The following is a 23,937-nucleotide window of genomic DNA, read 5'->3' as shown; positions in this document are numbered from 1 at the left end:
GCACCTCAGCCGCTCGGGAGCAGCGCGCTTCGCATCGTGGTGGCCAGCCAGCGGCGGTAGTCCTCCTCGCTCCAGCCGCACCGCGTCACCAGCGCCGCGTACAGCGGCGGGTCGTTGTAGAGCCACACGATGTCGACCGCGGTCTCGGCGGCCAGTCCCGGCGCCGCCGGGCCGAGCTTCCGGGCCTGCGTGACGATCATCCGGGCCCCCGCGCGCCGGTTCGCCTGCAGCGTGCTCCATAGCTCGGCCGCCTCCGGCGCGTCGTCGGCGGCCCGCCGGACGGCCTCGAACAGCGGCGCGGCCCGGCGGGCGATGACCAGGCAGACCTCCGCGTACGCGTCGAGGACGCCACCCGGGTCGGTCGCCTCCCACACCGGCCGGAACCAGGGCCGCTCCGCCACCGGCACGGGCTCGTCGTCACCGGCCAGCGCCTCGTCCAGCACCTGCTTGAGCAGCGCCGCCTTGGACCCGAACGCGGCGAAGACGGTCGGGCGGGCGACGCCGGCCGCCTGCGCGATGCCGGCCAGCGAGGTCGCCGCGTACCCGTGCTCGGCAAAAAGCTCCGCGGCCGTGCGGATGATCGCCTGCCGGGTGCGCCGCGCGCCCTCGCTGCGGGTCGCCGAGCGGTACCGCCGGCGCGGCTTGTCGTTGACATCACTCATGGCGCTGCCCATACTAGTGACACATTCAATAGACAACGGTATAGCCAATTAGGGAGGCGCCATGACCAGGCCTTACGTGCGTGGCAAGGAGGAGGGCGAGGCGCTGTGGTTCCTCGGCAGCCTGGTGACCGTCAAGGCGTCCGGCGCCGAGACCGGCGGGCGGCTGACGGTCGTCGAGTTCGTCAACCCGCCCGGCTTCGCGCCCCCGCTGCACCGGCATCTCGACGAGGACGAGATGTTCTACGTGCTGTCCGGCAGCGCGCGCTTCCACTGCGACGGCGAGGTCTTCGAGGCCGGCCCCGGCGACTTCGTGCTGCTCCCGGCGCGGCTGCCGCACTCCTTCGCGGTCGACGCCGGCGAGCCGCTGCGCACCCTGCAGATCACGACGCCGTCCGGCTTCGAGGATTTCGCCCGCGACGCCGGTGAGCCGGCCGGTTCCTATCGGCTGCCCGGCCCCGGCCCGGTCGACCCCATCGCCCTCGGGCATGCGGCGGCCCGGCATGCCATCGAGCTGCTGGGACCGCCGCCGCAGGGTTGAGTCGCGCCGCCGCGGGCGGTGACGCGGGTCAGGCGCCGTTGACGGCGGTGACTCCGGTGCGGGTGCCGACGTAGGCCCGGGCGCCGGACAGCGTGGGCGACGTGAAGTTCGGCGCCTGACCGACCCGCACCTGCGCGAGGGCCGCGCCGGTGGCGGGGTCGAGGGCGTACAGCACGCCGCCGTGGTTGTCGACCACCCAGACGGCGCCGCCGCCGATCGCGGGCGAGCCCTCGGCGGGCACACTGGCGGGCGCCCGCCACAGTTCCCGGGCCGTGCCGTCGGCCGCGATGGTCACCGCCCGCGGCCCGCTGGTGCACGGCAGGAAGACGGTGTTCCCGGCGACCGCGGAGCCGCCGAAGGACTGGCAGTTGTTGTTCAGCTGAGAGACCTGGCCGCCGATGCCGCCCAGGTGGTCGTGCCTCAGCACGTACCCGATGCCGGCCTTGCCGTCGGCGTAGACGTACTGGCCGACCAGGGCCGGGCTCATCGATCCGAGGTCGGCGTCGCCGGCGTTCTGGCTGGCCCAGTCGGCCGGGGCGAAGAAGTCGGTCCGCTGCAGGCCGGCCGACAGCGCCAGCACGGAGTCGCTGCCGTCGTACGCGGTGGTGGACTCGCCGTTGCCGACCGCGTACAACAGGTTCGCGCCGTCCGCGACGCCGCCGGCGGTGCCCCAGATGCCCGCCTCGCGAGTGGTCGGCACCGCGTAGCTCAGCCGGCCGGCGCCGGCCGTGGTCACCGAGACCACCGAGCCGATGTACCGGCCGCAGTCGCCGAAGAGGCCGCCGTACCCGATGTAGATCCGCCCGTTGAGCAGGGTCAGGGCGCCGCGCTGCTGGTGCGCCTTCGCGTCGCCCTGCGGCGGCTCGACGGCGGCCCGCACCTCGACCGCCCCGGTGGCGGCGTTGATGCCCACGAGCGTGTGCGCGCCGCCGGTGGTCTCGGCGACCGCGAACACCCGGTTGGTGGTCGGGTCGTACACCATGGTGCTGGTGATGCCGAGCGGGTCGATGTTGCCGCAGGGCAGGTCGGACAGCGGCTCGGGCTGGCCGACGTGCGCCGACCAGAGGACGGCGCCGGTGCCCGGGTTCAGCGCGTAGACCGTGTCGTTCTCGGTGGCCGCGAAGATCCGGCCGCCGACGACCAGCGGCTGGCCGTAGACCGCGCCGTCGAGCGCCGCCGTCCAGGCGACCGAGAGGGTGGACAGCGGGGCGAGAGTCGTCGCGTTCCCGTCGCGCGCGTTGTCGCGATGGTACGTCGGCCAGTCGTCGCCACTCGGCGACGGCGTCGGCGTCGGCGTCGGCGTCGGCGTCGGCGTCACAGTGGGCGTCGGCGTTGCTGTCGGCGTCGGCGTCGCGGTCGGCGTCGGCGTCGCGGTCGGCGTCGGCGTCCCGACCACGCCGCCGGTGCAGGTCGTGCCGTTGAGGGCGAAGCCGGTGGGCGCCGGATTGGTGCCGATCCAGGACCCGTTGAATCCGAACGACACGCCGCCGTTGGTGGCGATGCCGCCGTTGTAGGAGGCGTTGCGGGCCGTCACCTGACCGCCGCTCTGGGACACCGTCGCGTTCCAGGCCTGGGTCACCTTCTGGCCCGCGGCGTACGACCAGGTGAGCGTCCACCCCGTCACCGGGTCGCCGAGATTGGTGATGGACACGGCGGCGCCGAAGCCGCCCGGCCACTGCGAGGTGATCGCGTACGTCACCGAGCAGCCGGCGGTGGCGGCGTGCGCGGTCAGGGTGACGCCGAGGCCGGTCACGAGGATGCCGGCGGCGGCGCAGGCACCGATCCGAGTGAAGGCGCGCATTGCCGGAATCCTTCCGAGGCACGGAAAACTACATCGATGTTCATCAGTATCCTTAACCAGTTCAGTCAAGGTCACAAGGGCGAGACGCACAGCAGTGCAACGAGCAGTGCAACGAGCTCCCCCACGATGACAACCGGGCAACCAGGCCCATCGTGCGGGAGGTACAACCATGTCCGACGAACGGCCGCTGCTGATGGCGCGCTTTCTCGGCAGCTTCCGGGTGACCGTCGACGACGTCGCGGTGGACACCGCCTCGCGGCGGCGCACCCGGCAGCTACTGGCCTATCTGCTGGCGAACCGGCGGGCGCCGGCCCATCGCGACGTGCTGGCCGACACGTTCTGGCCGGACGCGACGCCGGCCGCGGCCCGCAACAACCTGCACGTCACGCTCAGCCATCTGCGGCGGGCACTGCGGGACGCGCATCCGGCGGCGGTCATCGAGCGGCGCTACGACACCTACCGGATCGGCGGGGCGGTCACGGTCTGGACCGACCTGGAGCAGTTCGCGGCCTACCGGTCGGAGGGGGCGCGGGCCGAGCGGCGGGGCGACGCATGCGCCGCGATCCGCGCCTACGAGGCGGCCGGCCAGCTCTACGAGGGCGAGTTCCTGACCGATCAGCCGTACGCCGATTGGGCCGTCCCCCTCCGTGAGGCGCTGCGCCTGGACATGATCGACGTCCAGGGCCGGCTGATCGAGCGGCATCTCGAGCGGGGAGCACCCGGGACCGCGACCATCCTGGCCCGGCGGTTGCTGGAGATCGACCCCTGCAACGAGGGCGTGCACCGGCAGCTGATGGCCTGCTACGCCGCGGCCGGTCAGCGGCATCTCGCGCTGTCGCAGTACCACCGGCTGGTCGAGGTGCTCTGGACCCGGCTGCGGGTGACGCCCTCGGCCCGGACCACCGAGTACTTCCGGCAACTGTGCCATCCTCGCCACGACCGGGGCGCCCGCCTTGCCTCGTGAGCCGCTGGGCGTAGCGTCGGGCCATGACCGAACATCGTCTGATCGGGACGGTCGCCGCCGGCGGCCTGCTGTTCGAGTGCGAGTCCTGCGGTCGCCGTCTCGGCATCGAGCGCGGCTCCGGTGAGCTGGTGATCCTCGACCACGGCGACCGGGCCGCCCAGCACCGCGGGTCCATCGGCGACGTCGAGCTGACCGCGACGGTCGTACAACCCTGAGAGTCGTACAGCCCTGAGACAAGCAAGTGGCGGCCCCGTCCGAGCGGGGCCGCCACCTCGGTGGTCAGGCGATGCGGAGAACCGGGCTCTCCACGACCGCGGCGACATTGCTGATCTTGTTGAAGTTGCGGTGGCTGAGCACCGTGACGACCTTGTAGGCGCCGCTGCTGGTGGCCGGCGGCGGGTCGTTGGGCAGGGTGCCGGCGAAGACGTCGACCGTCGCCGAGTAGTTCTCGAGGCCGTTCAGCGGCACGTTCTTGAATCCGATCTGCTTCTCCGGGCCGGGGCCGATCGACTCGGCGTAGGCCGCGACCGTCCACTCCCCGCCGAGCAGGAGCGCGGCGAGCGGACCGATCTTCCACGTCGTCTCGATCTTGAAGCCCTGTCCGGCCTCGAGCACGTCGGCGGGCTGGCCGTCGTTGTCCAGCACCTGCGCGGTGAAGTCGCCCGGGCCGAAGAGCTGGTTGGGGAACTGGATCTGGGACACATCTTCCTCTCCGTGACAGCGCCGTGCTGTCGACCCGGAGAGCATCGGCCGCCGGACTTCCCCGGGACTTACCTCGCGCTTAGCCGCCCGGTCTAACTGGTTAAGCCCAGCCGGCGCCGGATGTCGTCGGCGTCGGGGTGCCCGAGCTCGTCGAGCACCCGCAGGGCCCGGGCCCACGCGCGGACGGCGTCGTCGTGGTCGCCGGTCTCGGCCAGCGCGTCCCCGAGCCGGGCCAGCGACACCCCTTCGTTGTACCGGTCGCCGAACTCGGCGTAAAGCTCGGCCGCCCGCCGGTAGCAGTCCACCGCGCGGTCCGGCCGGGCCAGCTGGCGGTGGATGCGGCCGAGACTGTCCAGCGTGTACGCCTGGTCGAACCGGTCGTCGGTCTCGCGAAGCAGGGTCAGCGCGCGGGTGCAGTGGACGAGCGCGATCTCCGGTTCACCCAGCTGCGACCGGAACCAGCCGATCGCGTTGAGCGCACGCGCCTGCCCGGTGCGGCTGCCGCCGCGCCGGAACATCTCGAACGCGGCCTCGGCCTCGGTCAGCGCCTCCCGGTACCGGCCCTGGCAGTCGAGGATCCAGGCGAGGGTGCGGCGCACGTGCCCGCGCCCGACGTACTCACCCAGCCGCTCGTAGATCTCGCCCGCGCGCCTCAGGTGCTCACGGGCCTCACCGAGCCGGTTCAACCGGATGTACGCGTACGCCAGGCACCCGCGGCTGACCGCCTCGCCGCGCGGATCGCCGGACCGGATCGCCGCCGCCAGCGCCCGCTCCTGCACGGCGGCCGCGTCGTGCCAGTGGCCTTCCCGGTCCAGCACGTGGGTCAGCGTCCAGGCCAGTTGCCAGGCCTGCGTGTCGAAGCCGTCCCGCACAGCCGTACGCAGCGTGGCCAGCAGCACCGGCTCCTCGGTGGCGAACCAGGACAGCGCGGCGTGCAGGCCGGCCGGCCGCTCGATCGGCACCCCCGGTCCGGCCGGCACCGGCTCGATCGGATCGTCGCGGTACGGGTTGAGCGACCGGTCGGCGGCGTACGCGGTGTGCAGGTAATGGTCGAGGAGGCGGCCGAACGCCGACCGCCGGTCCCCCGCCGTCTCGTTCGTGGTGACCAGCTCGGCCGCGAACGCCCGCAGCAGGTCGTGCTGGCCGTACCGGCCCGGCGTCCGCTCTTCGATCAGATGGGCCCGGGCCAGCTCGTCCAGCAGCGCACGCACCGACACCGTCGGCTCGGCGGCGATCGCGGCCGCGGCCGGCACCGAGACCTCCGGCCCGGCGTGCAGGCCGAGCAGCCGGAACAGCCGTGCGCCGGGCCGGGTCAGCGCCCGGTACGAGCAGGCCAGCACCGCCCGCACGTCGGTGGCCAGATCGCCGGCGCCGAAGACGTCCAGGCCGCCGTGCGCCCGGCGCAGCTCGTCGGCCACCGCCGCCAGCCGGAACTGCGGGTTGGCCGCGGCCCGGGCGGTCACCACCGACAGGGCCAGCGGCAGGCGCGCGCACCGCGTGATGATCTCGTCGGCACCGGCCGGCTCGGCGTCCATCCGGGCCGCGCCGAGGCGGCGGGCCAGCAGCTCGCGGGCCTCGCCCGAGGACATCAGGCCGAGCGGCACGATCCGGGCGCCGTCGATGGCGGTGAGGCTCAGCATCTGGTCCCGGCTGGTCACCAGCACGAGGCTGCCCGGCGACCCGGGCAGCAGCGGCCGGACCTGTTCGGCGTCGCGGGCGTTGTCGAGCAGGAAGAGCACCCGCTTGCCGGCCACGGTGCTGCGGAACAGCGCGGCCTGACCGTCGAGGTCGGGCCCGATCCGCTCGGGCGGCACGGCGAACGCCTCGAGGAACCCGCGGACGGCCCGGCCGGGATCGAGCGGCGGGCTGCTGGGGTCGAAGCCGCGCAGGTTCACGTACAGCTGCCCGTCGGGGAAGCGGTCGCGGACGCTGTGCGCCCAGGTCACCGCGAGTGTGGTCTTGCCGACCCCGGCGGTGCCGCAGACCGCGGTCAGCGCCGCGGTCGCGCCCGGCGGCGGATCGCCCTCCAGCATCCGGTTCAGAATGTCGAGCTCGGCCGCGCGGCCGACGAAACCGGACGGCGCGTGCGGCAGCTGGGCCGGCGCCGAGGTCCGCGGCGGCGGGACGATCGGCCGGCCGCTCTCCGGGAGCAGGCTCGGGTCGCCGGCCAGGATCCGCTGGTGCAGCTGTTGCAGCGGCCCGGCCGGCTCGACGCCGAGCTCGTCCCGCAGCGTGCGCCGCACCAGCTGGAAGGCGGCCAGCGCGTCGGCCCGGCGCCCAGCCCGGTGCAGGGCGAGCATGAGCAGCTCGTGCAGCCGTTCGCGCAGCGGGTGGGCGTCGATCAGCCGGCGCAGCTCGTCGATGATCGCCGGGTCGGCGCCGCCGGCCAGGTCGAGCTCGATCCGGTCCTGCAGCACGGCGAGCCGGCGGTCGGCCATCCGGTCGCGCTCGGCGTCCAGCAGCGGGCTGGACAGCCCGTCGCACAGCGGTCCGCGCCAGAGCCGCAGCGCCTCCCGCAGCTCGGCCGCGGCCACCTTGGCCGCCCCGGCCTCGCGGGCGTTGCGGGCCCGGCGGACGGCGGCCTCGAAGTCGGCCAGGTCCAGCGCGTCCCCGGCGACGGCCAGCCGGTAGCCGGCGGCGGTCCAGGTCAGCCGGCTCTCGGTGGCCCGGGCCGGGCGATCCGGCTCGAGGACCCGGCGCAGGGCCGAGACGTGCCGCTGCACGAGGTTGACGGCCGAGGCGGGCGGCGCGTCGCCCCACACCGCGTCGATCATCGCGGTCAGCCCGATCGGCCGGCCGTCCTGCAGGAGCAGCACGCCGAGCACCACCTGCTGCTGCAACGGGCCGAGGGACACCGGGCGGCCGTCCCGCAGGACGCCGAGGGGGCCCAGCACCGCGTACCGGAGCCCGCTCATCGCCGTCGCACCTACCGCAAGCCGACGGCCGGCAGGGCCAGCGCGAGCGCGGCCTCACCGTCCACGAACATCAGGCCGAGCCCCCGGAACCGGTCGATCATCCGCTCCACGACCCCGGCCGGTTCCCGCAGGCCGAGCCGTTCGCGCACCACCGAGGCGCGGATCGGCCGGTCGCTGCACGCGGCGTAGACGTCGGCGGCCGTGCCCTCGAAGGTGTAGGTGCCCTTCCGGCCCGGCCACCGGCCGTCGTAGATCTGCAGGTAGCCGGGCGCGGACCAGAAGACCAGCAACGGGCGGCGGTCCTGCCAGGCTCGCTGCCACCCGGCCACGGCGAGACCCAGGGGCGCGTACGCCTCATCCGGCAGCGCCTCGGCCAAGTCCTCCTCGAAGAAGTACGCCACCCGGTCGAGGTCGACCCGCTCCGGGTAGATGTACCGATAGCTCGGCTCGGGCCCGCCCCGGTTCGTGAAGAGCGGGCTGAACCGTTCCAGCCAGATCCGCCCGGCGCCCTCCGGCGGTTGCAGGTGCACCAGATGCGGCACGACGGCGGCCTGCTCGGCGTAGTCGGCCGCGGTCTCGCCCGGGAATCCCCACAGGACGTTCCAAGCGGCGGCGATGCCGTAGTAGCCGGCCCAGCGCAGCAGGTTGACGTTCTGCCCGGCGGTCGTGCCCTTCTTCATCAGCGCCAGCACGCGGGAGCTCAGCGACTCGATCCCGGGCTGGATCCGGTCGACGCCGGCCCGGGCCAGCAGGGCGATCCGCTCCCGGCCGAGGTTCGCCTTCACCTCGTAGAACAGCTGGTAGCCGAACCCGCCGGCGGCCAGCCGGGGCAGCAGCGTGGTCAGGTAGCGGGGGTCCAGGATGTTGTCGACGGCGGCGAACCGGAAGCTGCCGGTGCGCCGGGCCTGGGTGGCCAGCTCGGCCAGCACCCGTTCCGGCGACTTGCTGCGGAACGTCATGGTCGCGCCGTTCAGCCCGCAGAACGTGCAGTGGTGCTTCGCGCCCCACCAGCAGCCGCGGGCCGTCTCGAGCGGGATCGTGGTGTGCCGGCGGGCGGCCGGGTCGAGCAGTCCCAGCCGCCCGGCCCGCTCGAAGTACTCGTCGTAGTCGGGCACCGGCAGGGCGTCGAGGTCGCGGATCGGCGGCGCCGGCGGGACGACCGGCACGCCGCGGCGGATCACGCCCGGGATCGTGGCCGGGTCCTCGCCCGCCGCCAGCGCCGCCAGCAGCCGGGGGAAGGCGTCGTCGGCCTCCCCGCTGACCGCGAAGTCGATGCCGTCCACGGTGCGGACCAGCTCCGGTCCCATCTCGCCGTCGAAGTTGGCGCCGCCGAACACCGTGACGATGCCCGGGTGCCGGCGCTTGAGCCGGGCCGCGAGCGCGAAGGAGGCGGCGTTCTGCTCGAAGGTGCAGCTGAAGCCGACGACCCGGACATCGCCCCACGGGTACGAGCCGGCGAGCTCGTCGAGGTACGCCGGCACCTCCACCTCACGCAGGCGCAGCAGCCGCTTGCGGACGGCGTCGGCCGGACCGCCGAGGTCGGGCAGGTCCCCGGCGAAGTCGTCGAGGAGAGCCGACCCGGGGTCCGGCGCGTCACCGCCGAACGCGGCGGCCGAGAACAGCCATTCGCCGAACAGCCGCCGCCGGCCGCCGTCCGCGAGGCGCGCGTACTGGTCCGCGCCGACGCGGGCGGCGAAGTCCAGGTTGGCGTGCAGCGTGGTGGCCGGGAAGCCGTGCTTGCGCGCGATCGCCGCGAGCAGCCCGGCCTGAATGGAGGGCCGGTCGGCGCCCAGGAAGGGCATCGACACAAGCACCACGGGCGGCGCCATCAGGGTTCATACGACGAGTTCTGGGGCGGCCTCTTGGTCGGCTTCGATGTCTTCTTCTGCTGGAAGTCGCCGATGCTCCACCCGTCGCCGCGGCCGCCGGCGAAGGTTGCGAGCGGCACCGGCTTGGCCTCCGCATCCTTCAGATACGCGTCCGCGCCTCTCAGAAAACACGCTCGGAGCAGGTCGCGGTCTTCCTCCGTCAAGGCCAGGGCGATGTCGGGCAGCCTGGCGCTCAGGTCTTCCAGCCTCTTCGTGGTCAGATTGGATTCTGCCGGAGTTGCCACGCGAACCTCCCGGGGCCCCGCGGACGTAGCTGGACCGATTCAACCTGCGCGGCCCATCGTCACCGCGTCAAGGAAATGACACCAGCCCGACAGGCCGTCGCGCATCACTCGGTCGGGGTGATGCCGAGCGTCGTGCGGAGCTCGCTCAGCGGCCACCGGCGGAAGTTGGACGGATCTCCGCTCGACGTGGCGAGCTCCTCGTACTGCTTGGCCATGACCTCGGCCGAGTCGCACGCGTCGCCGAAGCTGCTGGTGCCGATCATCGTGGTCTCCAGGTAGGACCACTCGCCGCTGCCCTGGTCGGTCTCCCACCCGACGAACGCGTGGCCGGGCACGATGACGATGGCGGGGTTCAGGGTGGCGGCCTCCATGAGACTGGCCACCAGCACCGTACCGTCGATGCAGTTGGCCTCGCGGTCCTCGAGGCTCTCCCGCGGCAGCCGCACCCGCTGGACGGCCGCGCCCTCGTACGGGCTGAACGCGACGACCGAGTTGACGTAGATGATCCCGAGGTTCTTGAGTGCCTTGAAGATCGCCTCGACCTCGGCCCGGGCCTCCTTGGCGCCCTGCTCGTAGCCCACCAGCCGGGTCTCGGGCAGCTGGTCGGCCACCGTCCGGAGAAAGGCCAGGATCTTCGGCGCGTTGGGCGTGACGAACGCCCCGAGGTACTTGGAGACGTCGGCCCACTTGCCGGTCGCCGGATCCTTGACCGCCAGGGGAACGCTGGTCCGCGCGAGCAGCGGGACCGAGTACGTATCGTTCAGCTCGACCGGCCCGTCCAGGTCCTCGATCAGCACGTTGACGGCGGCGGTCGTGAGCTCGTCGAGGTCGTGGAGCCGGTCGTGGAACAGAGCGGGCAGCTGATTGACGCTGACCTCCTGGTTCGACGGCACCTCGCGGGTGCTGACCGCCCGGGCCGAGTAGCCCTCCAGGAACGAGGTGATCCGCAGCCGCCGCGGCGCGCCGCCGGTGTTGCGGACCGTGCACGTCACGAGCGGGTTCTCGTCCTGCTTGTAGAGGTGGTAGATCGAGGTCGGCACCTGCGCCATGCGCACGACCGCCCGCGCCTCGAGCCCCGTCGCCGGAGCCGTCCGGCCCCGGGCCCGCCCCCTCGCCCGGGGAGCGACCGTGTCCGCGGTGTCGAGGATCCGCCCGCCGACCGGCGCCTGCTCCAGCGACGACACGTCGGCGTCGGTCGAGGCGGCCAGCTCGCGCGCGCTGACCTCCGCCTCCGCCAGCGCCAGCTGGCTGAGCAGACCCGGGTTGGACGTGGGGTCGACCTGACTGAAGACCCGCCGCCGCAACGCCGCGATGCGAAGACGCAGGTCGTATTCGCTGAGTTCGCTGAGTTCGGCCATGCCGCCGAGCCTCGACCGGCTCGCCCCCGCCCGCAGCCGTTGATCCGGCACCTGTCCGATGCGCGACAGTTTTGCCGATCATGTGAGCCATTGAAGCCCGGGAGTGGATTTCCCAGAACGTGGACGTCGGATAGCGTTCAGATCTTGTCTGCACTGTGCACCGAGTCTGTTCGTCATCCCTCTGGAGGTTGGGGTTCGTGTCCCCTACTCTCATGCGGCGCACCGCCGTCGGCGTGTTGTCGCTGTCCACCTTCGCCGCGGCCGGCTGGCTGACCGCCACGCCCGCGGCCGCCAATCCGGCCGGAACCGGCCTCGTCATCAGCGAGGCCTACGTCAACGGCGGCTCGGCCGGAGCCACCTATCAGAACAAGTTCGTCGAGCTCTACAACCCGACCGCGAGCGCGATCCCGCTCGCCGGCGACAGCCTGCAGTACCGGGCGCCGGCCAGCACGGTCACGCCGATCGGGTCGCAGGTCTTCGCGCTCTCCGGGAGCGTGCCCGCGCACGGGCACTTCCTCATCCAGCTGCCCGGCAACGGCGCCAACGGGGCCGTGCTGCCGGATGCCGACCTGACCACCGGGACCAGCGTCAACCCCGGCGCGGCCGGCGGCACGCTCTACGTCGCGGCCGGCACCACCGGTGTGCTGCCGACCGACGCCGCGGTAATCGACAAGATCGGCTACGGCACGTCGAACTCGCCCGAGGGGACCGCCCCGAGCGGGAACTCGGTGGTCCTCAGCTACCAGCGGGCGGCCTCCGGTGTGGACAGCGACAACAACGCTGCGGATTTCTCCGTTTCATCGCCTACTCCGGAGAATTCCGGCACAACCGGCGGGGGTGGCGGCGACGAGCCCGAGGATCTGACCATCGCGCAGATCCAGGGCACCGGCGACACCTCGCCGTACGTTGACAAATCGGTCAGAACCACGGGTGTGGTCACCGCGGCGTACCCGACCGGCGGATTCAACGGCTTCTTCCTCGAGACCCCCGGCCCCGACACCACGCCGGGCGCCTCGGACGGCATCTTCGTCTTCGGCTCGATCTCGGCCGCCCAGGTCGCCGTCGGCGACAGCGTCCAGGTCACCGGCAAGGTGGCCGAGTTCCAGGGCGAGACCGAGATCACCAGCCCGGCGGTGACCGGCCTGGCCGCCCCGCTGCCGGCCGTCACGCCGCGCGCTGCCCTGGTCCGACCTCGACACCGACGCCGAGAAGGAGGCCCACGAGGGCGAGCTCGTCGCGCCGCAGGGCACCTTCACCGTCTCCGACAACTACGACGTCAACCTCTACGGGTCGTTCACGCTGGCCGCCGGTGACACCCCGCTGCGCCAGCCGACCGACGCCGGCCGCGCGGGCAGCCCCGAGGCGCAGGCCGTCGCCGCCGACAACGCGGCCCGGACGGTCACCCTCGACGACGGCTCGAGCGCCAACTACTCGAGTGCCGCCAACGCGGCCAAGCCGCTGCCCTGGCTCACCCCGGCCAACCCGGCCAGCGTCGGCTCGAAGGTCACCTTCCACCAGCCGGTGGTCCTGGAGTACCGGTTCTCGCTCTGGAACTTCCAGCCGCAGCACCAGGTCGCCGACGACGGCTCGGCGGTCGCCTCGTTCAGCGACACCCGGGCCGGCAACCAGCAGCCGCGCTCGTTCGGCGGTCCCGCGCTGGCGACGTTCAACGTGGAGAACTACTTCCCGATGACCGGCGAGAAGTACGAGGCGGCCGGCCTGGGCACCTGCACCTACTACACCGACCGCGACGGCAACCGCATCACGGTGCGCAGCTGCACCGGCAGCGGCCCGCGTGGCGCCGCGAACGACGCCAGCTTCGCCCGTCAGCAGTCGAAGATCGTCACCGGCATCAACCGGCTCGGCGCCTCGATCGTGTCGCTCGAGGAGGTCGAGAACTCGGCCTGGTTCAACGAGCCGCGGGACACCGCGCTGGCCGGTCTGGTCGACGCGCTCAACGCCGCGGCCGGTTCGGCCGTCTGGGCGTACGTGCCCTCGCCGCCGGCCGACAAGCTTCCGCCGCTCGCCGACCAGGACGTGATCCGCACCGCCTTCATCTACAAGCCGGCCGAGATCGCGCTGGTCGGCTCGTCCCAGGTGCTCACCACCGCCTCCGGCCCCGGCCAGTCGTTCTCGATCGCCCGCGAGCCGCTGGCCCAGGGCTTCAAGAAGATCGGCGCCACCGACGCGGACGCCTTCGTGGTGGTGGCCAACCACTGGAAGTCCAAGGGCTCGGGCACGCCGCTCTACCCCGGTGACGAGGAGGACACGTCGTCGCCGGCGAACGACCAGGGCGCGTTCAACGCCACCCGGGTGCACGAGGCGCAGGACGCGAGCGCATTCGCCTCGTCGGTGGCGGCCTCGCTCGGCACGAACCGGGTCTTCATGGTGGGCGACTTCAACTCGTACACCCGGGAGGACCCGATGGAGGTCCTGTACGCCGACGGCTACACCGACCTGGGCTCGCTCTACGACCCGGCCGAGCAGACGTACTCGTTCAACGGCCTCGAGGGCTCGCTCGACCACGTGCTGGCCAACCCGGGCGCCAAGGCGATGGTGACCGGCGCCGACGTCTGGCAGATCAATGCCCAAGAGGCGATCGCGTACGCGTACAGCCGCTACAACTACAACGCAACCTTGCTGTTCAACGGCAGCGACCCGTTCGCCGCCTCCGACCACGACCCGGTGATCGCCGGCCTGGCCCTCCCGTCGCCCGCCGACTGGCAGCCCAGGAAGGTCTACACGTACGGCGACCTGGTCTACTACAACGGCTCCACGTGGCGCGCCCTGTGGTGGACCCAGAACCAGAAGCCGGGCGACGCGTACGGCCCGTGGGAGCAGATCCTGACCACCCAGGACGGCACCGCCCTGTGGACCCCGTCCCGGATCTTCAACCTCGGCGACGTGGCGTCGTACCAGGGCAAGAAGTACAAGGCCCAGTGGTGGACCCGCAACCAGAAGCCGGGCGACCCCTGGGGTCCCTGGAAGCTGATCGGCTAGCGACCCCGCACCACGAGGGGCCGCCCGCAAATCTCCGGGGTGGCCCCTCACCCTTACCCGTCGATGTGGTGACGCTCGGGCAGATCCTGCTCCACGGCATAGCTCAGCGCAGCGCGCCGGTGCACGCGCGCGGCGCCGGTGTCGCCCCGGGCGGCTGCCGCCCGGGCGGTGACAATGCGCACGCGCATGGCGGCCAGCCGGCGGCCCGACCGGTCCAGCAGGTCGAGCGAGCGGCTTCCCGCGGCGAGTGCATCGTTCAGCCGGCCGGCCGCCAGATGCACCTCGACAACCGCAGCATGCGCCCAGTCGTCGCCCGACCCGCTGTACAGCCCGCGTTCCATGAGCTCGGCCAGGGATGCCGCCCAGACCGATGCCTCCCCGGCGCGTCCGGTCCGGGCACAGACCAGCGCCAGACCAGCCGCCGCGTCGTACATGTCCACTTCGCTGCCGACGGCGACCGCGGCTGCGTGTGCCTCCGCCATCAGGGACTCGGCCGTCACCGGGTCACCGAGTCCGAGGTGGCACATGCCCATGCTGCTTCTGGCCATCGCGGTCAGCTGGATCGCGCCCGTCTCCGCTGCGAAGGCCAGACACTCCGCGTTGAGCCGCAAGGCACCGGCGTAGTCCCCGCGGATCCGCCCCAGGAGCGCCCGGTTGCAGACCCGGCTGGGATTGACCGCGACGGCAATCGCCGGCTCATCCTCGAGGTACCGCTCGGCCCGGTTGATGTCGCCGAGCCGGATGCAGACATCCCCGAGATTGTTCCGGGCGGCCGCGGCCCCGCGAGCGTGCCCGATAGCGGCGAACCTGTCGTAGGCCGTCGCCAGCTCTTCGGCGGCCGCACGCAGATCGTCCATCGTGACCGCGAAGATGCCCAGCGAGAGGTGGCTCAGCGCCTCGCCCCGGGCGTCGCCGGCGGCTCGCGCAGCCCGGACCGGGCGATCGCCAGTTTCTCGACGCCGGAGCCGCGCACGAGCAGAAATCCGCGTAGCCCGTGGGCAAGGTGCCAGGCGAACGGGCCCCGACCCTGGTCCGCCGCATAAGTCACGGCCTGCGTCAAATTGGGCAGCTCGGCTGACAGCCAGGCCCTGGCCTGCTCGGCGTCGGCGAACTCGTTCGCAGTACCGGTCAGTGCCAGCTCGGACCGGTCCTCGATCCAGAAGGATGGCGGACGACTCCCGGGTGACCTCCGGTCCCGGCGCCAGGCCGATGAGACGGAACAGGCGCTGCGCCTCGGCCGGAAGGGACCGGTAGGACACATCGAAGGTCGCGGCGACCGCGCTGTCCGGATCGCCGACCACGCGCATGCTCTCGAGCAGATCGCTGCGGCCGAGGTCGCGGACCGCTCCGGCGATGGTCTGCGCCGGACGGGCCGCGAGATTGGCGGCGGTGATACGAAGAGCGAGAGCGGCAAGTGGGCGCACAGTTCGGCGAGCCGGGCCGCGGCGCCGACCTCCGCGGCGACCCGATCGGCCCCGAGGTGGGCGGCGAGCAACTCGACCGAGTCCGCCGCGGCGAGCGTGTCGAGGCTGATGCGGGCGACACCGTCGCGAACCACCAGGCCGGTGAGCGCGTCGCGACTGGTGATCAGCGCATGGGAGCAGGGCCCGCTCGGCAGCATAGGCCGGACGTGCGCAGCGTCCTTGGCGTTGTCGAGCACGATCAGGACCCGGCGCTCGGCCAGCACCGAGCGGTACAGGCCGATTTGGAGCGGCAGATCGACCGGAATGCGGTCGCTCGGCACCCCGAGCGACTGCAGCCGCAACGACAACGCTTCGGCCGGCGTGATGACGGGGCCGCCGGCGTGGCCGCCCAGGTCCAGGTATAGCTGCCCGTCCGGGTAACGGCCGGCGATGCGGTACGCGCCGTGCACCGCGAGCGCCGTCTTGCCGACTCCGGCCGTGCCGGTGATGACCGTGGCCGGCGCCTTCTCCGGCGTGCCGGTCAGCGCTGCCACGGCTTCTCCGCGCCCGACGAAGCCACGGACGTCGGGCGGTAGCTGCCGGGGCACCCGTGTGGTGACGGCCGGCCCGGCCGCGCGGCCGGTATCGATCCACTCGCGCACCAGGTGCCAGGCCGCCTCCCACAACGCCGCCTGACGCGCGTCGGCGCCGCAAGCGCCGATGATGGCTTTGACGATCTCCAGTGACGGCATCCGCCGGCGCTGCGGATTGAACGCGTCGGACAACGTGCTGGTGGCCACGCCGGTCTTCCGGCGCAGCGCTTCGAGCGAAGGGTCGCCGGCCCAAAGCTTGACCGCCCGGAGCGACCGGATGAAGGCGGCTATGTCCGGCACGTCGCCCGGGGCCGGGAACTCCCGCTCGGCCGAGGAGGTCATCCGGGGTTGTCCGGAGTCATCCGAGCGGCTGGCCGGGCGGTAGCCGAAGACGGTGAGATCGCAGCACGGGGCAGACAATCAACCACTACCGGAGGGCTTCCTTGTGCCATGACGCCTGCGTGTCGCCGACCGTTCGCCGGAACGGCGTTGGCGCCACACCGCACCTCGCCCCGCCGAGGCGCAAGACTCTCACGTCGCTGGTCGAGATCGCCATCACGCTCGTACATATTCAGGGCGCGACCGAACGTCCGGCCGACGACATCGACGCCGGCGGCACCTACATCGGCCGCCATCGAGGCGGGCGGTGACGTCCCGCGTGACCGTGGCGGTTTAGGCCGGGCCCGATGGGAAATGGTGATCCGCGTGAACAGTGGGCGATTGATCGCGGGCCGGTATCGGCTGAAAGCGCCGCTCGGGCGGGGCGGGATGTCGGTGGTCTGGCGGGCCGAGGACGAGGTCCTCGGCCGGGACGTCGCCGTCAAGGTGCTCTCGCCGCACCTCGCCGGGAACCCCGAGCTGCGCGACCGGATCCGGGCCGAGGCGCGGGCGGCGGCGCGGCTGCGGCACGGTGCCGTCGTGGCGGTCTTCGACTTCGGGGAGTTCACCGACGGCGGGCGGACCTTGTCGTACGTCGTCATGGAGCTCGTGGACGGCAACTCGCTCGCCGATCGGCTGGCCGGCGGCGCCCTGCCGTGGCGGGCGGCGGTGCTGGTCGGGGCTCAGGTCGCGGCCGCCCTCGCGGCCGCGCACGCCGACGGGATCGTGCACCGGGACGTCAAGCCGGCGAACGTCATGGTGACCTCGAGCGGGGTCAAGCTCGTCGACTTCGGCATCTCGGCGGCCGTGGGCGACCTCGACGGCACCGGCGGCGAGCTGCTCGGCACGCCCGCCTACCTGGCGCCGGAGCGCATCGCGGGCAGCCCGGTGCGGCCGGCCACCGACGTCTACGCGCTCGGGCTGCTGCTCTACCTCGCGATCGCCGGGCGCATGCCGTGGACCGCGTCGACGGTCACGCAGATGGTGAAGGCGCACGTCTACACCGACCCGGCGCCGCTGCCGCCGGTGCCGGGACTGCCGTCGCACGTCGCCCGGATGGTGTCCCGGTGCCTGGCCAAGAAGCCCGGCGACCGGCCGACGGCGGCCGAGGTGGCGGCGGACCTCGGCGAGATCGTCGGCCTGCTGCCGTCGCCGACGCTGAGCAGCGTCTCGGCCGCGACCGTGCCGCTGGTGGCCCGGGTCCGCCGCCGCCGGGGCCGGATGCTCGCGGCGACCGGAACCGCGGCCGTCGTGCTGGCCGGCGGCGGATGGTGGCTCGACGCCGGTGCCGGCGAGACGGCCCAGGCGGCGACCACACCGGCGGCGGCCGGGCCGGCGACGGCCACGCCCGCGACCGGCGACCTGGCCGCCGATCCGGAGCGCGGCACGCCGGCGACCACGCGCGCGGTCGCCGGGCCGGCGCGGCGCATCGCGAACCTGGTGGCCACGACGGCGGCTCGACGGCCGGCGGTGCCCGTCGTCGCCCCGGCGGCCAAAGCCGGCTCGCCGGCCAAGCCGGGCGGACCTTCGTCCGGCGAGAAGGCGAAGAAGGCCAAGGCCGCGCCCAAACCGGGCAAGGCCAAGGGCAAGAAGAAGTAGGCGACCTACGGCCAGGTGAAGTACAGCGAGTAGAGCGCGTCGCCGTCGAACTTGGCCTCGGCGGTGGCGGCGGACAGCAACGTCCAGCCGTCGTCGCTCTTCTCCACGACGGGAGCTCCCTCGCGTACGACATCGGCTCGGAAATCCGCGAACGTTGCCGGCACCGAGGTCAGCGCGGTGACCCACTCCGGAAGCGCCGCCGCGGCGGCGCGCCGCTCGCGGTAGAGGATCTCCACCGAGAGCAGCGCGCCGCCCTGCCAGCTGAACACCCACAGCGCCCCGGCCGTCTCCGGCCAGTACTCCAGCGAGACGATCCGGCCGTCGCGGTGCCGGGCGGACGGCGGGCCCAGCAGGGCCTCGACATCCGCCGGCGACGTCGACGCGGAGAGCGGGAGCCGGTCGGGGTGCGCGAAGAGGGTGGTCCAGTACGGCATGTCAGCCCATCTTCTCCAGCAACTTGATCAGGCGGTGGACCTCGATCGACCGGTTGCGCACCAGCTTGTCGGGGTCGCTGGCGAGGCCGGGCAGCGCCTGGCGCAGCTGGTCCAGCACCTTGGCCCGGAAGGTCGGGCTCTTCAGCGCCTGCTCGACCTCCTTGGCCGCGACGTCGAACTTAGCAGCGTCGCGGGAGTAGATGAGCCGGAAGACGACGCCGTCACCGCTCGGGCGCAGCGCCACCTCGACGCCGTTGCTGGCGTGGATGTGCACTCTCTTCTTGCCGAAGTCCTTGGCCGTCAGCGGGCTGAGCCGGCAGGCGTTGTGCACCAGCACGGCCGTGTCCCCGGCGAAGACGTAGTACGTGTGCACCTCGCCGACGGTCAGGTTGTAGGCGTCCCCCTCGTGGGCCGTCTGCCACCGCAGGCCGCCGACCCGCGCCGTACGGCCGTCGGAGGTGAGCACCTCGTCGCCCGCCGCCAGCTCGCCGGCCGGCACGAACCGCGCCTGGGTCACGTCCCAGAACGGGTGGTCGGCGGTGGTCGTCAGCGCGGCGCCGGCGACGTCGAGCACGACCATCGTGTCCCGGTGCACCCACACCTCGCCGACGGCCTCGCCCGACCGGGTCCCGGACACCGGGTCGCCGGCGAGCACCCGGTCCCCCACGCCGATCCGGCCGATCGCCTTGCGGCTCCCGTCGGCCATCAGCACCTGGGTGTCCGGGCTGAAGCTGCACCAGCCCTTGGCGGCGTCCTTCCCGTACGAGATCACCTTCTTGAGCCGTTCCAGCGTGCGCCGCCCGGCCGCCGCCGCCTCGAGGAACTTGGTGATGCCGGAGCCGACCTTGACGATCGCCTTGGTGACGGCCGGCAGCTTGCCCACCGCGATCACCAGCGAGCCGACGTTGACCAGCGTCCACAGGCAGGCCTCGACGTCACCGGTCATGAAGCAGTTCTTCAGGTCGGTGTAGCCGATCACGTCGAGCAGGATCTCGACGCCGTTGTCCTTGATCCACTGCAGGACGGTCTTGCCGGCGTCGGCGAGTGCCTGCTTGTACTCGTCCACACAGGCCTGGCCGCAACTGGCGAGCAGGATGGCCAGGTCGTCGGAGCTCAGCTCGTCGCCGCCGCCACCGGGCGAGTCCCCGTTGGTCAGCGCGCCCTGCCGGGCCGCCTCGTCCTCGGCCCGGTCGGCCTGTTCGGCCCGCACCGCGGCCGCGTCGGCGTCGGCGGCCAGCGCCCGTGCGTTGGCCGCCGACAGCTCGGCCTGGGTCGCCCACTGGTCCGCCTCGGTCGCCGCCTGGCGGGCGAACGACGCGTCGTTCTCGGCCGCCGTCGCCGCCGCCCGCGCCGACGCCGCGTCCCGCTCGGCATCGTCGGCGGCGGCCAGCGCCGCGTCGGCCTCGCCCCGGGCCTGGGTCGCGGCCGAGGTGGCCAGCGCCGCCTCCTGCGCGGCCTGCGCGTCGTACCCGGCGGCGTTGGCCGCGGCCCGCTGCGCCGCGGCGGCGTCGGTGGCGGCCGCCGCGGCCGAGGCCCGGGCCCGTTTCACCGCGTCCAGCGCCCGGGCGGCGTCGGCCGCCGCGGCCGCTGCCGCCTGGGCCGCCACCTTGGCGTTGGCGTCGGCCTGGGCGGCGAGGTCCTTGGCCTTGGCCGCGGCCCGGGCCGCCTCGTCGGCCTTGGCCTGGGCGACCGCGGCCTGCTGCTCGGCGAGCGACTTGGAGTTCTGACCGACCAGCACGGCGAGGCCGGCCGAGGCGTCGGAGTCCTTGTAGGGGCCGCCCATCGACATCGCCTCGAGCGCGGCCTTCACCGACTCGAGCGAGGAGTCGCGCGCCGCGATGGCCGACTGGCCCGCCGCGTACGCGTGCCCGGCCGCGATGGCGCTCTGCTCCTGGGCGATGGTCGCCTGGTTGCGCGCCTCGGCCGCCTGCGCCTTGGCCGTCGCCGACGCGGCCAGCGCCTTCTTGGCCTCGGCCTCGGCGTTCTTCACGTTCTGCGCCGCCACCTGGGCGGCGTTGATCGCGTCGGCCGCCGCCGCGTGCGCGGTCATCGACTGCGCGTGGGCGGTGTTGGCGTCGGCCTGGGCGCCGTCGGCCGCGGCCTCCGAGCGCGTCGCCGCGCCGTCGGCCTCGGTCGCGGCCGCCCGCGCCGCCTGGGCCGCCTGCCCGGCCTCGTTGGCCGCGCTGCGGGCCGAGCCGGCGGCCGCGGTCGCCTGGTCGGCGGCGGCCCGCGCCTCGTTGGCCGCCTGCCGTGCCTCGCCGGCGTCGGCGGTGCCGGCCGCCGCCTGGGCCGCGGCCTCGGTCGCGTTGGCCCGGGCATTGAGGGAGTCGCGGCGCTTCTCGGCGGCGACGGCGGCGTCGCGCAGCTCTCCGGCCCGGCGTTCCCGGTCCTCGGCGTCCGCGGCCTTCGCCGCCGCGGTGTTGGCCGAGCTGACCGCGCTGCCGCGGGCGTTGGCGGCGACCGTACGCTGCTGCTGCGCCCGTTCCTCGGCGGCGCGCGCCTTGGCCCGCTCGGCGTCGGCCTTCTGCCGGGCGGCGGCCGCGTTGTCGCGTTCCTTCTCGGCCACCAGCCGCTTGGCCTTCGCGTCCTCGGCGGCGGTCTTGGCGGCGGCCTCGGCCTTCTCGGCGGTGGCCCGGTCGGCCTTGGCCCTGGCTGCCATCTGCGCGGCCTGGGTGGCCTGCGCGTCGGCGGCGTCGGCGGCCGCCTTGGCCTGGGCCGCGGCCTCCTGGGCGGCCACCCGGCGGAACTCGGCCTGCTGGGCGGCCTGCTGGGTCGAGGCCAGCGCCTCGAGCGCCTTGCCGTCGGCGTTGGTGGCCTTCGCCGCGTTCAGCGTGGTCTCGATCGCCTTCGACGCCGACTGGGTGGCGGCGCTGGAGGCCTTCACGACCTGGGCCGACTGCTGGGCGTACGCGAGACCGCGGTACAGCGGGGTCTGGTTGGTGTTCGCGATCGTGGCCGCCTGGCTCTGCGCGGTGGTCACGTTCGTCGCCTGCGTCGCGGCCGAGGTCGCGGCCGCCTTCGCGATCGTCAGCTGTGCGTTGATCTTGTTGATGCCGGCCTGCATGTCGCTGGTGGCCTTGGTGAACTGCGCCGCCGTCGGGTAGTCGGTGTCCGTCTTCGGCCGGCTCAGCCAGTACTTCTTCCACCTCAGCAGCTGGCCGACGACCCACGCCTGGCCCTGCGTCTCGACCATCGCGTCGGAGGCCTTGCGCAGGTCCTTCATCACCTGGACCTCGGCCGCGACGATCGCGTTGCGCTGCGGGGCCTGGGCGGCGAGCTCGGCGTTCCACTCCGCGGTCGCGGCCGCCGTCACCTGGGCGAGCGGGCCCGGGCCGCGCTGCCACCAGGTGGTCTCGTCGAGCGTGCCGTCCGGGTCCTCCGGGTTGCAGTCCGACCAGCCGATCTTCACGGCCTCGACCTCGAGGCGGAACTCGGCCGAGCCCGGCACCGGCGTGACCGTCGGGTAGCCGCCGAACCGCAGGAACCGGCTCACCCGGTAGCCCGACCAGCTCTTGATCTGCCAGTCCTCGGGGGCCAGCACGTTGCGGGCCCGCATGTCGGCGGCTACCGCCAGCGCCCGGTCCAGCTCGGCCTGGGCCGGCTTGGCCGGCGGCGGCGGGTTCAGGTAGTCGTGGAACGTCTGGTCGTTGCGGTCCATCAGGAACCGGATGACGTCGTTGCCGTACTCGGGCGCGCTCCAGAAGTTGATGAAGTCGTCGCCCCAGTACTTGTACGGGTCGATCACCGTCTCCCAAGTCTCGTGCTGCGGTCCGAGCGCGCGGAAGGCGGCCAGGTACGCGTCGCGGTCCCGGATCGACGCCTCGTCCAGCTTGTGGAACCCGATGCCGACGACCTGGTAGGTGACCCGGCGGTCGTAGTCGGTCCCGGCCAGCGCCGCCGACGCGGTCGCCTTGACGTTCTCGCCGCCCGCGTGCAGCCAATGCCCGATGTCGCAGCGGTCGGCGCGGGCGGTGTCGGAGTCCACCGCGAGCACGGCCATCGCCGCGTCGGAGACCACGCCGGTGTACGCGTGGACGGCGTCGACGTTGCCGGCCAGGAACTCACCCGGCTGCCCGGCGGCCCGGCCCCGGCCGACCTCGAACTCGCCGGCCGCGGCCCAGGTCGTGGTGTGCTTGGCCGTGCCCGCCTTCACCCCGTTGACGTAGAGCCGCATCTCCTGCGCGGTCGCGTCGTAGACGGCGCCGACCTGGGTGGGCAGGCCCGCCTTGGCCGCCGGCCCGGTCACCGTGTCCCACGCCGGGCTCGCCACGTCGGAGCGCGACATCGAGAACGACCACTTGCCGGAGGCGTCGACCTTGAGCGCGAACGCGGCGCCCGCGGTCCCGCTCTGCGACAGGATGGTCTGGGCCCGGTCCACCTTGGTCGCCGACGCCCAGGCCGACACGCTGAACGACCCGGAGGTGGCCAGGCCGAGCGGGGCCGAGCCGTAGTCGTCGACGCCGTCGAAGACCGCCGAGTTGGTGTAGTACGAGACCGCCGGGTAGTAGCCGATGTCGGCCACCTTCGCGCCGTTGAGCAGCTTGAGCGCGGGCCCGGCGGTGTTGCCCGCGGTGGTGGCGTCGGTCTCGTCGGAGTCGAACGAGACGTCGGCCCGCGGCGTCAGGTCACCGGTGGCCAGCGAGACGGGCGTACGCGGGGCGGCGGACGCGGGTGAGGCGGTCTGATCGAGGAAGGTGGCTATCAGGACGGCCGACGTTATCGCGGCCAGGGTGCGGTTTTTGCGCACGCGAATCCCATCTCTCGGGCGTGGGGCTGGGCGTTACGGCAGGGTGAGGGTCTGGCGTGCGAGCACGTACGCGGGCAGCAGCTCGCGGTGCTCCTCGGGGCTGAGCCCGCCGATGACGAGCAGGACCGTGCTCGTTCCGGTGGCGACGGCGAGCGCGCGCTCCTGACGCCGGACGCCGAGCTCCGCGTTCTCGGTCAGGTAGGTCGCCTCGGCCGCGGGCAGGTCGCCGGCCTTGACCGTGCGGGTCTGCCGCCCGACCACCCCCGGCTCCTCGGCCAGGTACGCGTCGAGCGCCGCGCCGGGCTCGGCCTTGCCGTCGCCGACCCAGACCCGCAGGAAGCCGATGTGCCCGGCGGGCTTGGCGTCGATCTCGCAGCGCAGCGCGAACCCGCCCTGGTCGGCGACCCCGTCCGGCACGGACGAGGCCTTCCACGACTTGGCGACGTCGAAGGTGACCGGCAGCTTGCAGGCGCCCGGCTTCCCGGCGGCGGCCGCGGGCGCGGGGTCCGTGCCCCAGGCGGCGGCGAGCGTGCTCGGCGGCGGGGCCGGCGCGGCCGGCGGCGCATGATCGGAACAGCCCGTGAGAAGGGCAGAAAGAAGCAGGGCAGCCGAAGCCGCCCACGGCACATGTCTCATTAGGGACGCCCCCGTAGCAGTCCTTCATTGAGCCCAATGAATCGTCAGGCGCACCTACTGTGGAGTAGCCACTGCGATCTGTCAATAGATCGAT

The 23,937-nt window shown here is 73.1% G+C and carries 19 protein-coding genes and 1 pseudogene; 8 read left to right on the top strand and 12 right to left on the bottom strand.

What is annotated here, in order from left to right:
- Window positions 1-5: 5 nt before the first annotated feature.
- Entirely contained in the window at window positions 6-662 is a 657-nt protein-coding gene (locus ACQP2F_RS19575; RefSeq protein WP_433305990.1) for a TetR/AcrR family transcriptional regulator, read from the bottom strand.
- Window positions 663-723: 61 nt separating this feature from the next.
- Between ACQP2F_RS19575 and ACQP2F_RS19570 the strand changes: the two genes are divergently transcribed.
- Window positions 724-1,200, top strand: a complete 477-nt coding sequence (locus ACQP2F_RS19570) for a quercetin 2,3-dioxygenase (RefSeq protein WP_433305988.1) — start codon at window positions 724-726, stop codon at window positions 1,198-1,200.
- Between the two features lie 28 nt (window positions 1,201-1,228).
- Here ACQP2F_RS19570 and ACQP2F_RS19565 read toward each other — a convergent pair whose 3' ends face one another.
- A complete protein-coding gene (locus ACQP2F_RS19565) occupies window positions 1,229-3,001 on the bottom strand; it encodes a cellulose binding domain-containing protein (protein ID WP_433305987.1) in 1,773 nt (590 codons plus the stop codon).
- A gap of 169 nt (window positions 3,002-3,170) precedes the next feature.
- Here ACQP2F_RS19565 and ACQP2F_RS19560 point away from each other — a divergent pair, with 169 nt between their 5' ends.
- Window positions 3,171-3,965, top strand: coding sequence for an AfsR/SARP family transcriptional regulator (locus ACQP2F_RS19560; protein WP_433305985.1), 795 nt, complete (start codon window positions 3,171-3,173; stop codon window positions 3,963-3,965).
- Window positions 3,966-3,988: 23 nt separating this feature from the next.
- Window positions 3,989-4,180, top strand: coding sequence for a hypothetical protein (locus ACQP2F_RS19555; protein ID WP_433305983.1), 192 nt, complete (start codon window positions 3,989-3,991; stop codon window positions 4,178-4,180).
- 64 nt (window positions 4,181-4,244) lie between these two features.
- Here ACQP2F_RS19555 and ACQP2F_RS19550 read toward each other — a convergent pair whose 3' ends face one another.
- The 5 genes from ACQP2F_RS19550 to ACQP2F_RS19530 all read right to left on the bottom strand — a co-directional run bounded on the left by ACQP2F_RS19550 (window position 4,245) and on the right by ACQP2F_RS19530 (window position 11,053).
- Window positions 4,245-4,667, bottom strand: a complete 423-nt coding sequence (locus tag ACQP2F_RS19550; RefSeq protein ID WP_433305981.1) for a hypothetical protein — start codon at window positions 4,665-4,667, stop codon at window positions 4,245-4,247.
- A 92-nt stretch (window positions 4,668-4,759) separates the two neighbouring features.
- A complete protein-coding gene (locus tag ACQP2F_RS19545; protein WP_433305979.1) occupies window positions 4,760-7,582 on the bottom strand; it encodes an AfsR/SARP family transcriptional regulator in 2,823 nt (940 codons plus the stop codon).
- Window positions 7,583-7,593: 11 nt separating this feature from the next.
- Window positions 7,594-9,399, bottom strand: coding sequence for a RiPP maturation radical SAM C-methyltransferase (locus ACQP2F_RS19540; protein WP_433305977.1), 1,806 nt, complete (start codon window positions 9,397-9,399; stop codon window positions 7,594-7,596).
- Window positions 9,400-9,410: 11 nt separating this feature from the next.
- Window positions 9,411-9,695: a hypothetical protein gene (locus ACQP2F_RS19535; protein WP_433305975.1), complete on the bottom strand. Its 285-nt coding sequence runs from the start codon at window positions 9,693-9,695 to the stop codon at window positions 9,411-9,413.
- A 104-nt stretch (window positions 9,696-9,799) separates the two neighbouring features.
- Entirely contained in the window at window positions 9,800-11,053 is a 1,254-nt protein-coding gene (locus ACQP2F_RS19530) for a hypothetical protein (protein ID WP_433305973.1), read from the bottom strand.
- A gap of 212 nt (window positions 11,054-11,265) precedes the next feature.
- On the opposite strand from ACQP2F_RS19530, the gene ACQP2F_RS19525 reads away from it, so the two are divergent.
- From ACQP2F_RS19525 to ACQP2F_RS19515, 3 genes and pseudogenes are all read left to right on the top strand, one after another.
- Entirely contained in the window at window positions 11,266-12,366 is a 1,101-nt protein-coding gene (locus ACQP2F_RS19525) for a lamin tail domain-containing protein (RefSeq protein WP_433305971.1), read from the top strand.
- Window positions 12,311-13,699, top strand: a pseudogene (locus ACQP2F_RS19520) (ExeM/NucH family extracellular endonuclease); the annotation flags it as partial. The gene ACQP2F_RS19525 and the pseudogene ACQP2F_RS19520, both read left to right, overlap by 56 nt.
- Before the next feature lie 39 nt (window positions 13,700-13,738).
- A complete protein-coding gene (locus ACQP2F_RS19515) occupies window positions 13,739-14,053 on the top strand; it encodes a carbohydrate-binding protein (RefSeq protein ID WP_433307561.1) in 315 nt (104 codons plus the stop codon).
- A 53-nt stretch (window positions 14,054-14,106) separates the two neighbouring features.
- Here the strand turns inward: ACQP2F_RS19515 and ACQP2F_RS19510 are convergent, their stop codons facing one another.
- Both ACQP2F_RS19510 and ACQP2F_RS19505 read right to left on the bottom strand, forming a co-directional pair.
- Complete coding sequence (locus ACQP2F_RS19510) at window positions 14,107-14,910, bottom strand: hypothetical protein (RefSeq protein ID WP_433305969.1); 804 nt, start codon at window positions 14,908-14,910, stop codon at window positions 14,107-14,109.
- 32 nt (window positions 14,911-14,942) lie between these two features.
- Window positions 14,943-16,256 (bottom strand): hypothetical protein, encoded by a 1,314-nt coding sequence (locus ACQP2F_RS19505; protein WP_433305967.1) that lies wholly within the window; start codon window positions 16,254-16,256, stop codon window positions 14,943-14,945.
- A 254-nt stretch (window positions 16,257-16,510) separates the two neighbouring features.
- On the opposite strand from ACQP2F_RS19505, the gene ACQP2F_RS19500 reads away from it, so the two are divergent.
- Together ACQP2F_RS19500 and ACQP2F_RS19495 are read left to right on the top strand one after the other, a co-directional pair.
- Window positions 16,511-16,699 (top strand): hypothetical protein, encoded by a 189-nt coding sequence (locus ACQP2F_RS19500; protein WP_433305965.1) that lies wholly within the window; start codon window positions 16,511-16,513, stop codon window positions 16,697-16,699.
- A gap of 55 nt (window positions 16,700-16,754) precedes the next feature.
- Window positions 16,755-18,026: a serine/threonine-protein kinase gene (locus tag ACQP2F_RS19495; protein WP_433305963.1), complete on the top strand. Its 1,272-nt coding sequence runs from the start codon at window positions 16,755-16,757 to the stop codon at window positions 18,024-18,026.
- Window positions 18,027-18,031: 5 nt separating this feature from the next.
- Here ACQP2F_RS19495 and ACQP2F_RS19490 read toward each other — a convergent pair whose 3' ends face one another.
- Genes ACQP2F_RS19490 through ACQP2F_RS19480 form a run of 3 tightly spaced genes read right to left on the bottom strand, consistent with a single transcriptional unit; the run spans window position 18,032 to window position 23,843 of the window.
- Window positions 18,032-18,460, bottom strand: coding sequence for a hypothetical protein (locus ACQP2F_RS19490; RefSeq protein WP_433305962.1), 429 nt, complete (start codon window positions 18,458-18,460; stop codon window positions 18,032-18,034).
- A gap of 1 nt (window position 18,461) precedes the next feature.
- Window positions 18,462-23,207, bottom strand: a complete 4,746-nt coding sequence (locus ACQP2F_RS19485; protein WP_433305960.1) for a LamG-like jellyroll fold domain-containing protein — start codon at window positions 23,205-23,207, stop codon at window positions 18,462-18,464.
- A 33-nt stretch (window positions 23,208-23,240) separates the two neighbouring features.
- Window positions 23,241-23,843 carry a lipoprotein gene (locus tag ACQP2F_RS19480; protein WP_433305958.1) on the bottom strand — a complete coding sequence of 201 codons (603 nt, stop codon included), beginning with the start codon at window positions 23,841-23,843 and terminating at the stop codon, window positions 23,241-23,243.
- Between the last annotated feature and the right edge of the window lie 94 nt (window positions 23,844-23,937).

The organism is Actinoplanes sp. CA-030573, from assembly GCF_050951115.1.
In the GTDB taxonomy this organism is placed as follows: Bacteria; Actinomycetota; Actinomycetes; order Mycobacteriales; family Micromonosporaceae; genus Actinoplanes.
The sequence above is the reverse complement of the archived record's forward strand: the minus strand, read 5'-3'. Positions and strand labels throughout refer to the sequence as shown.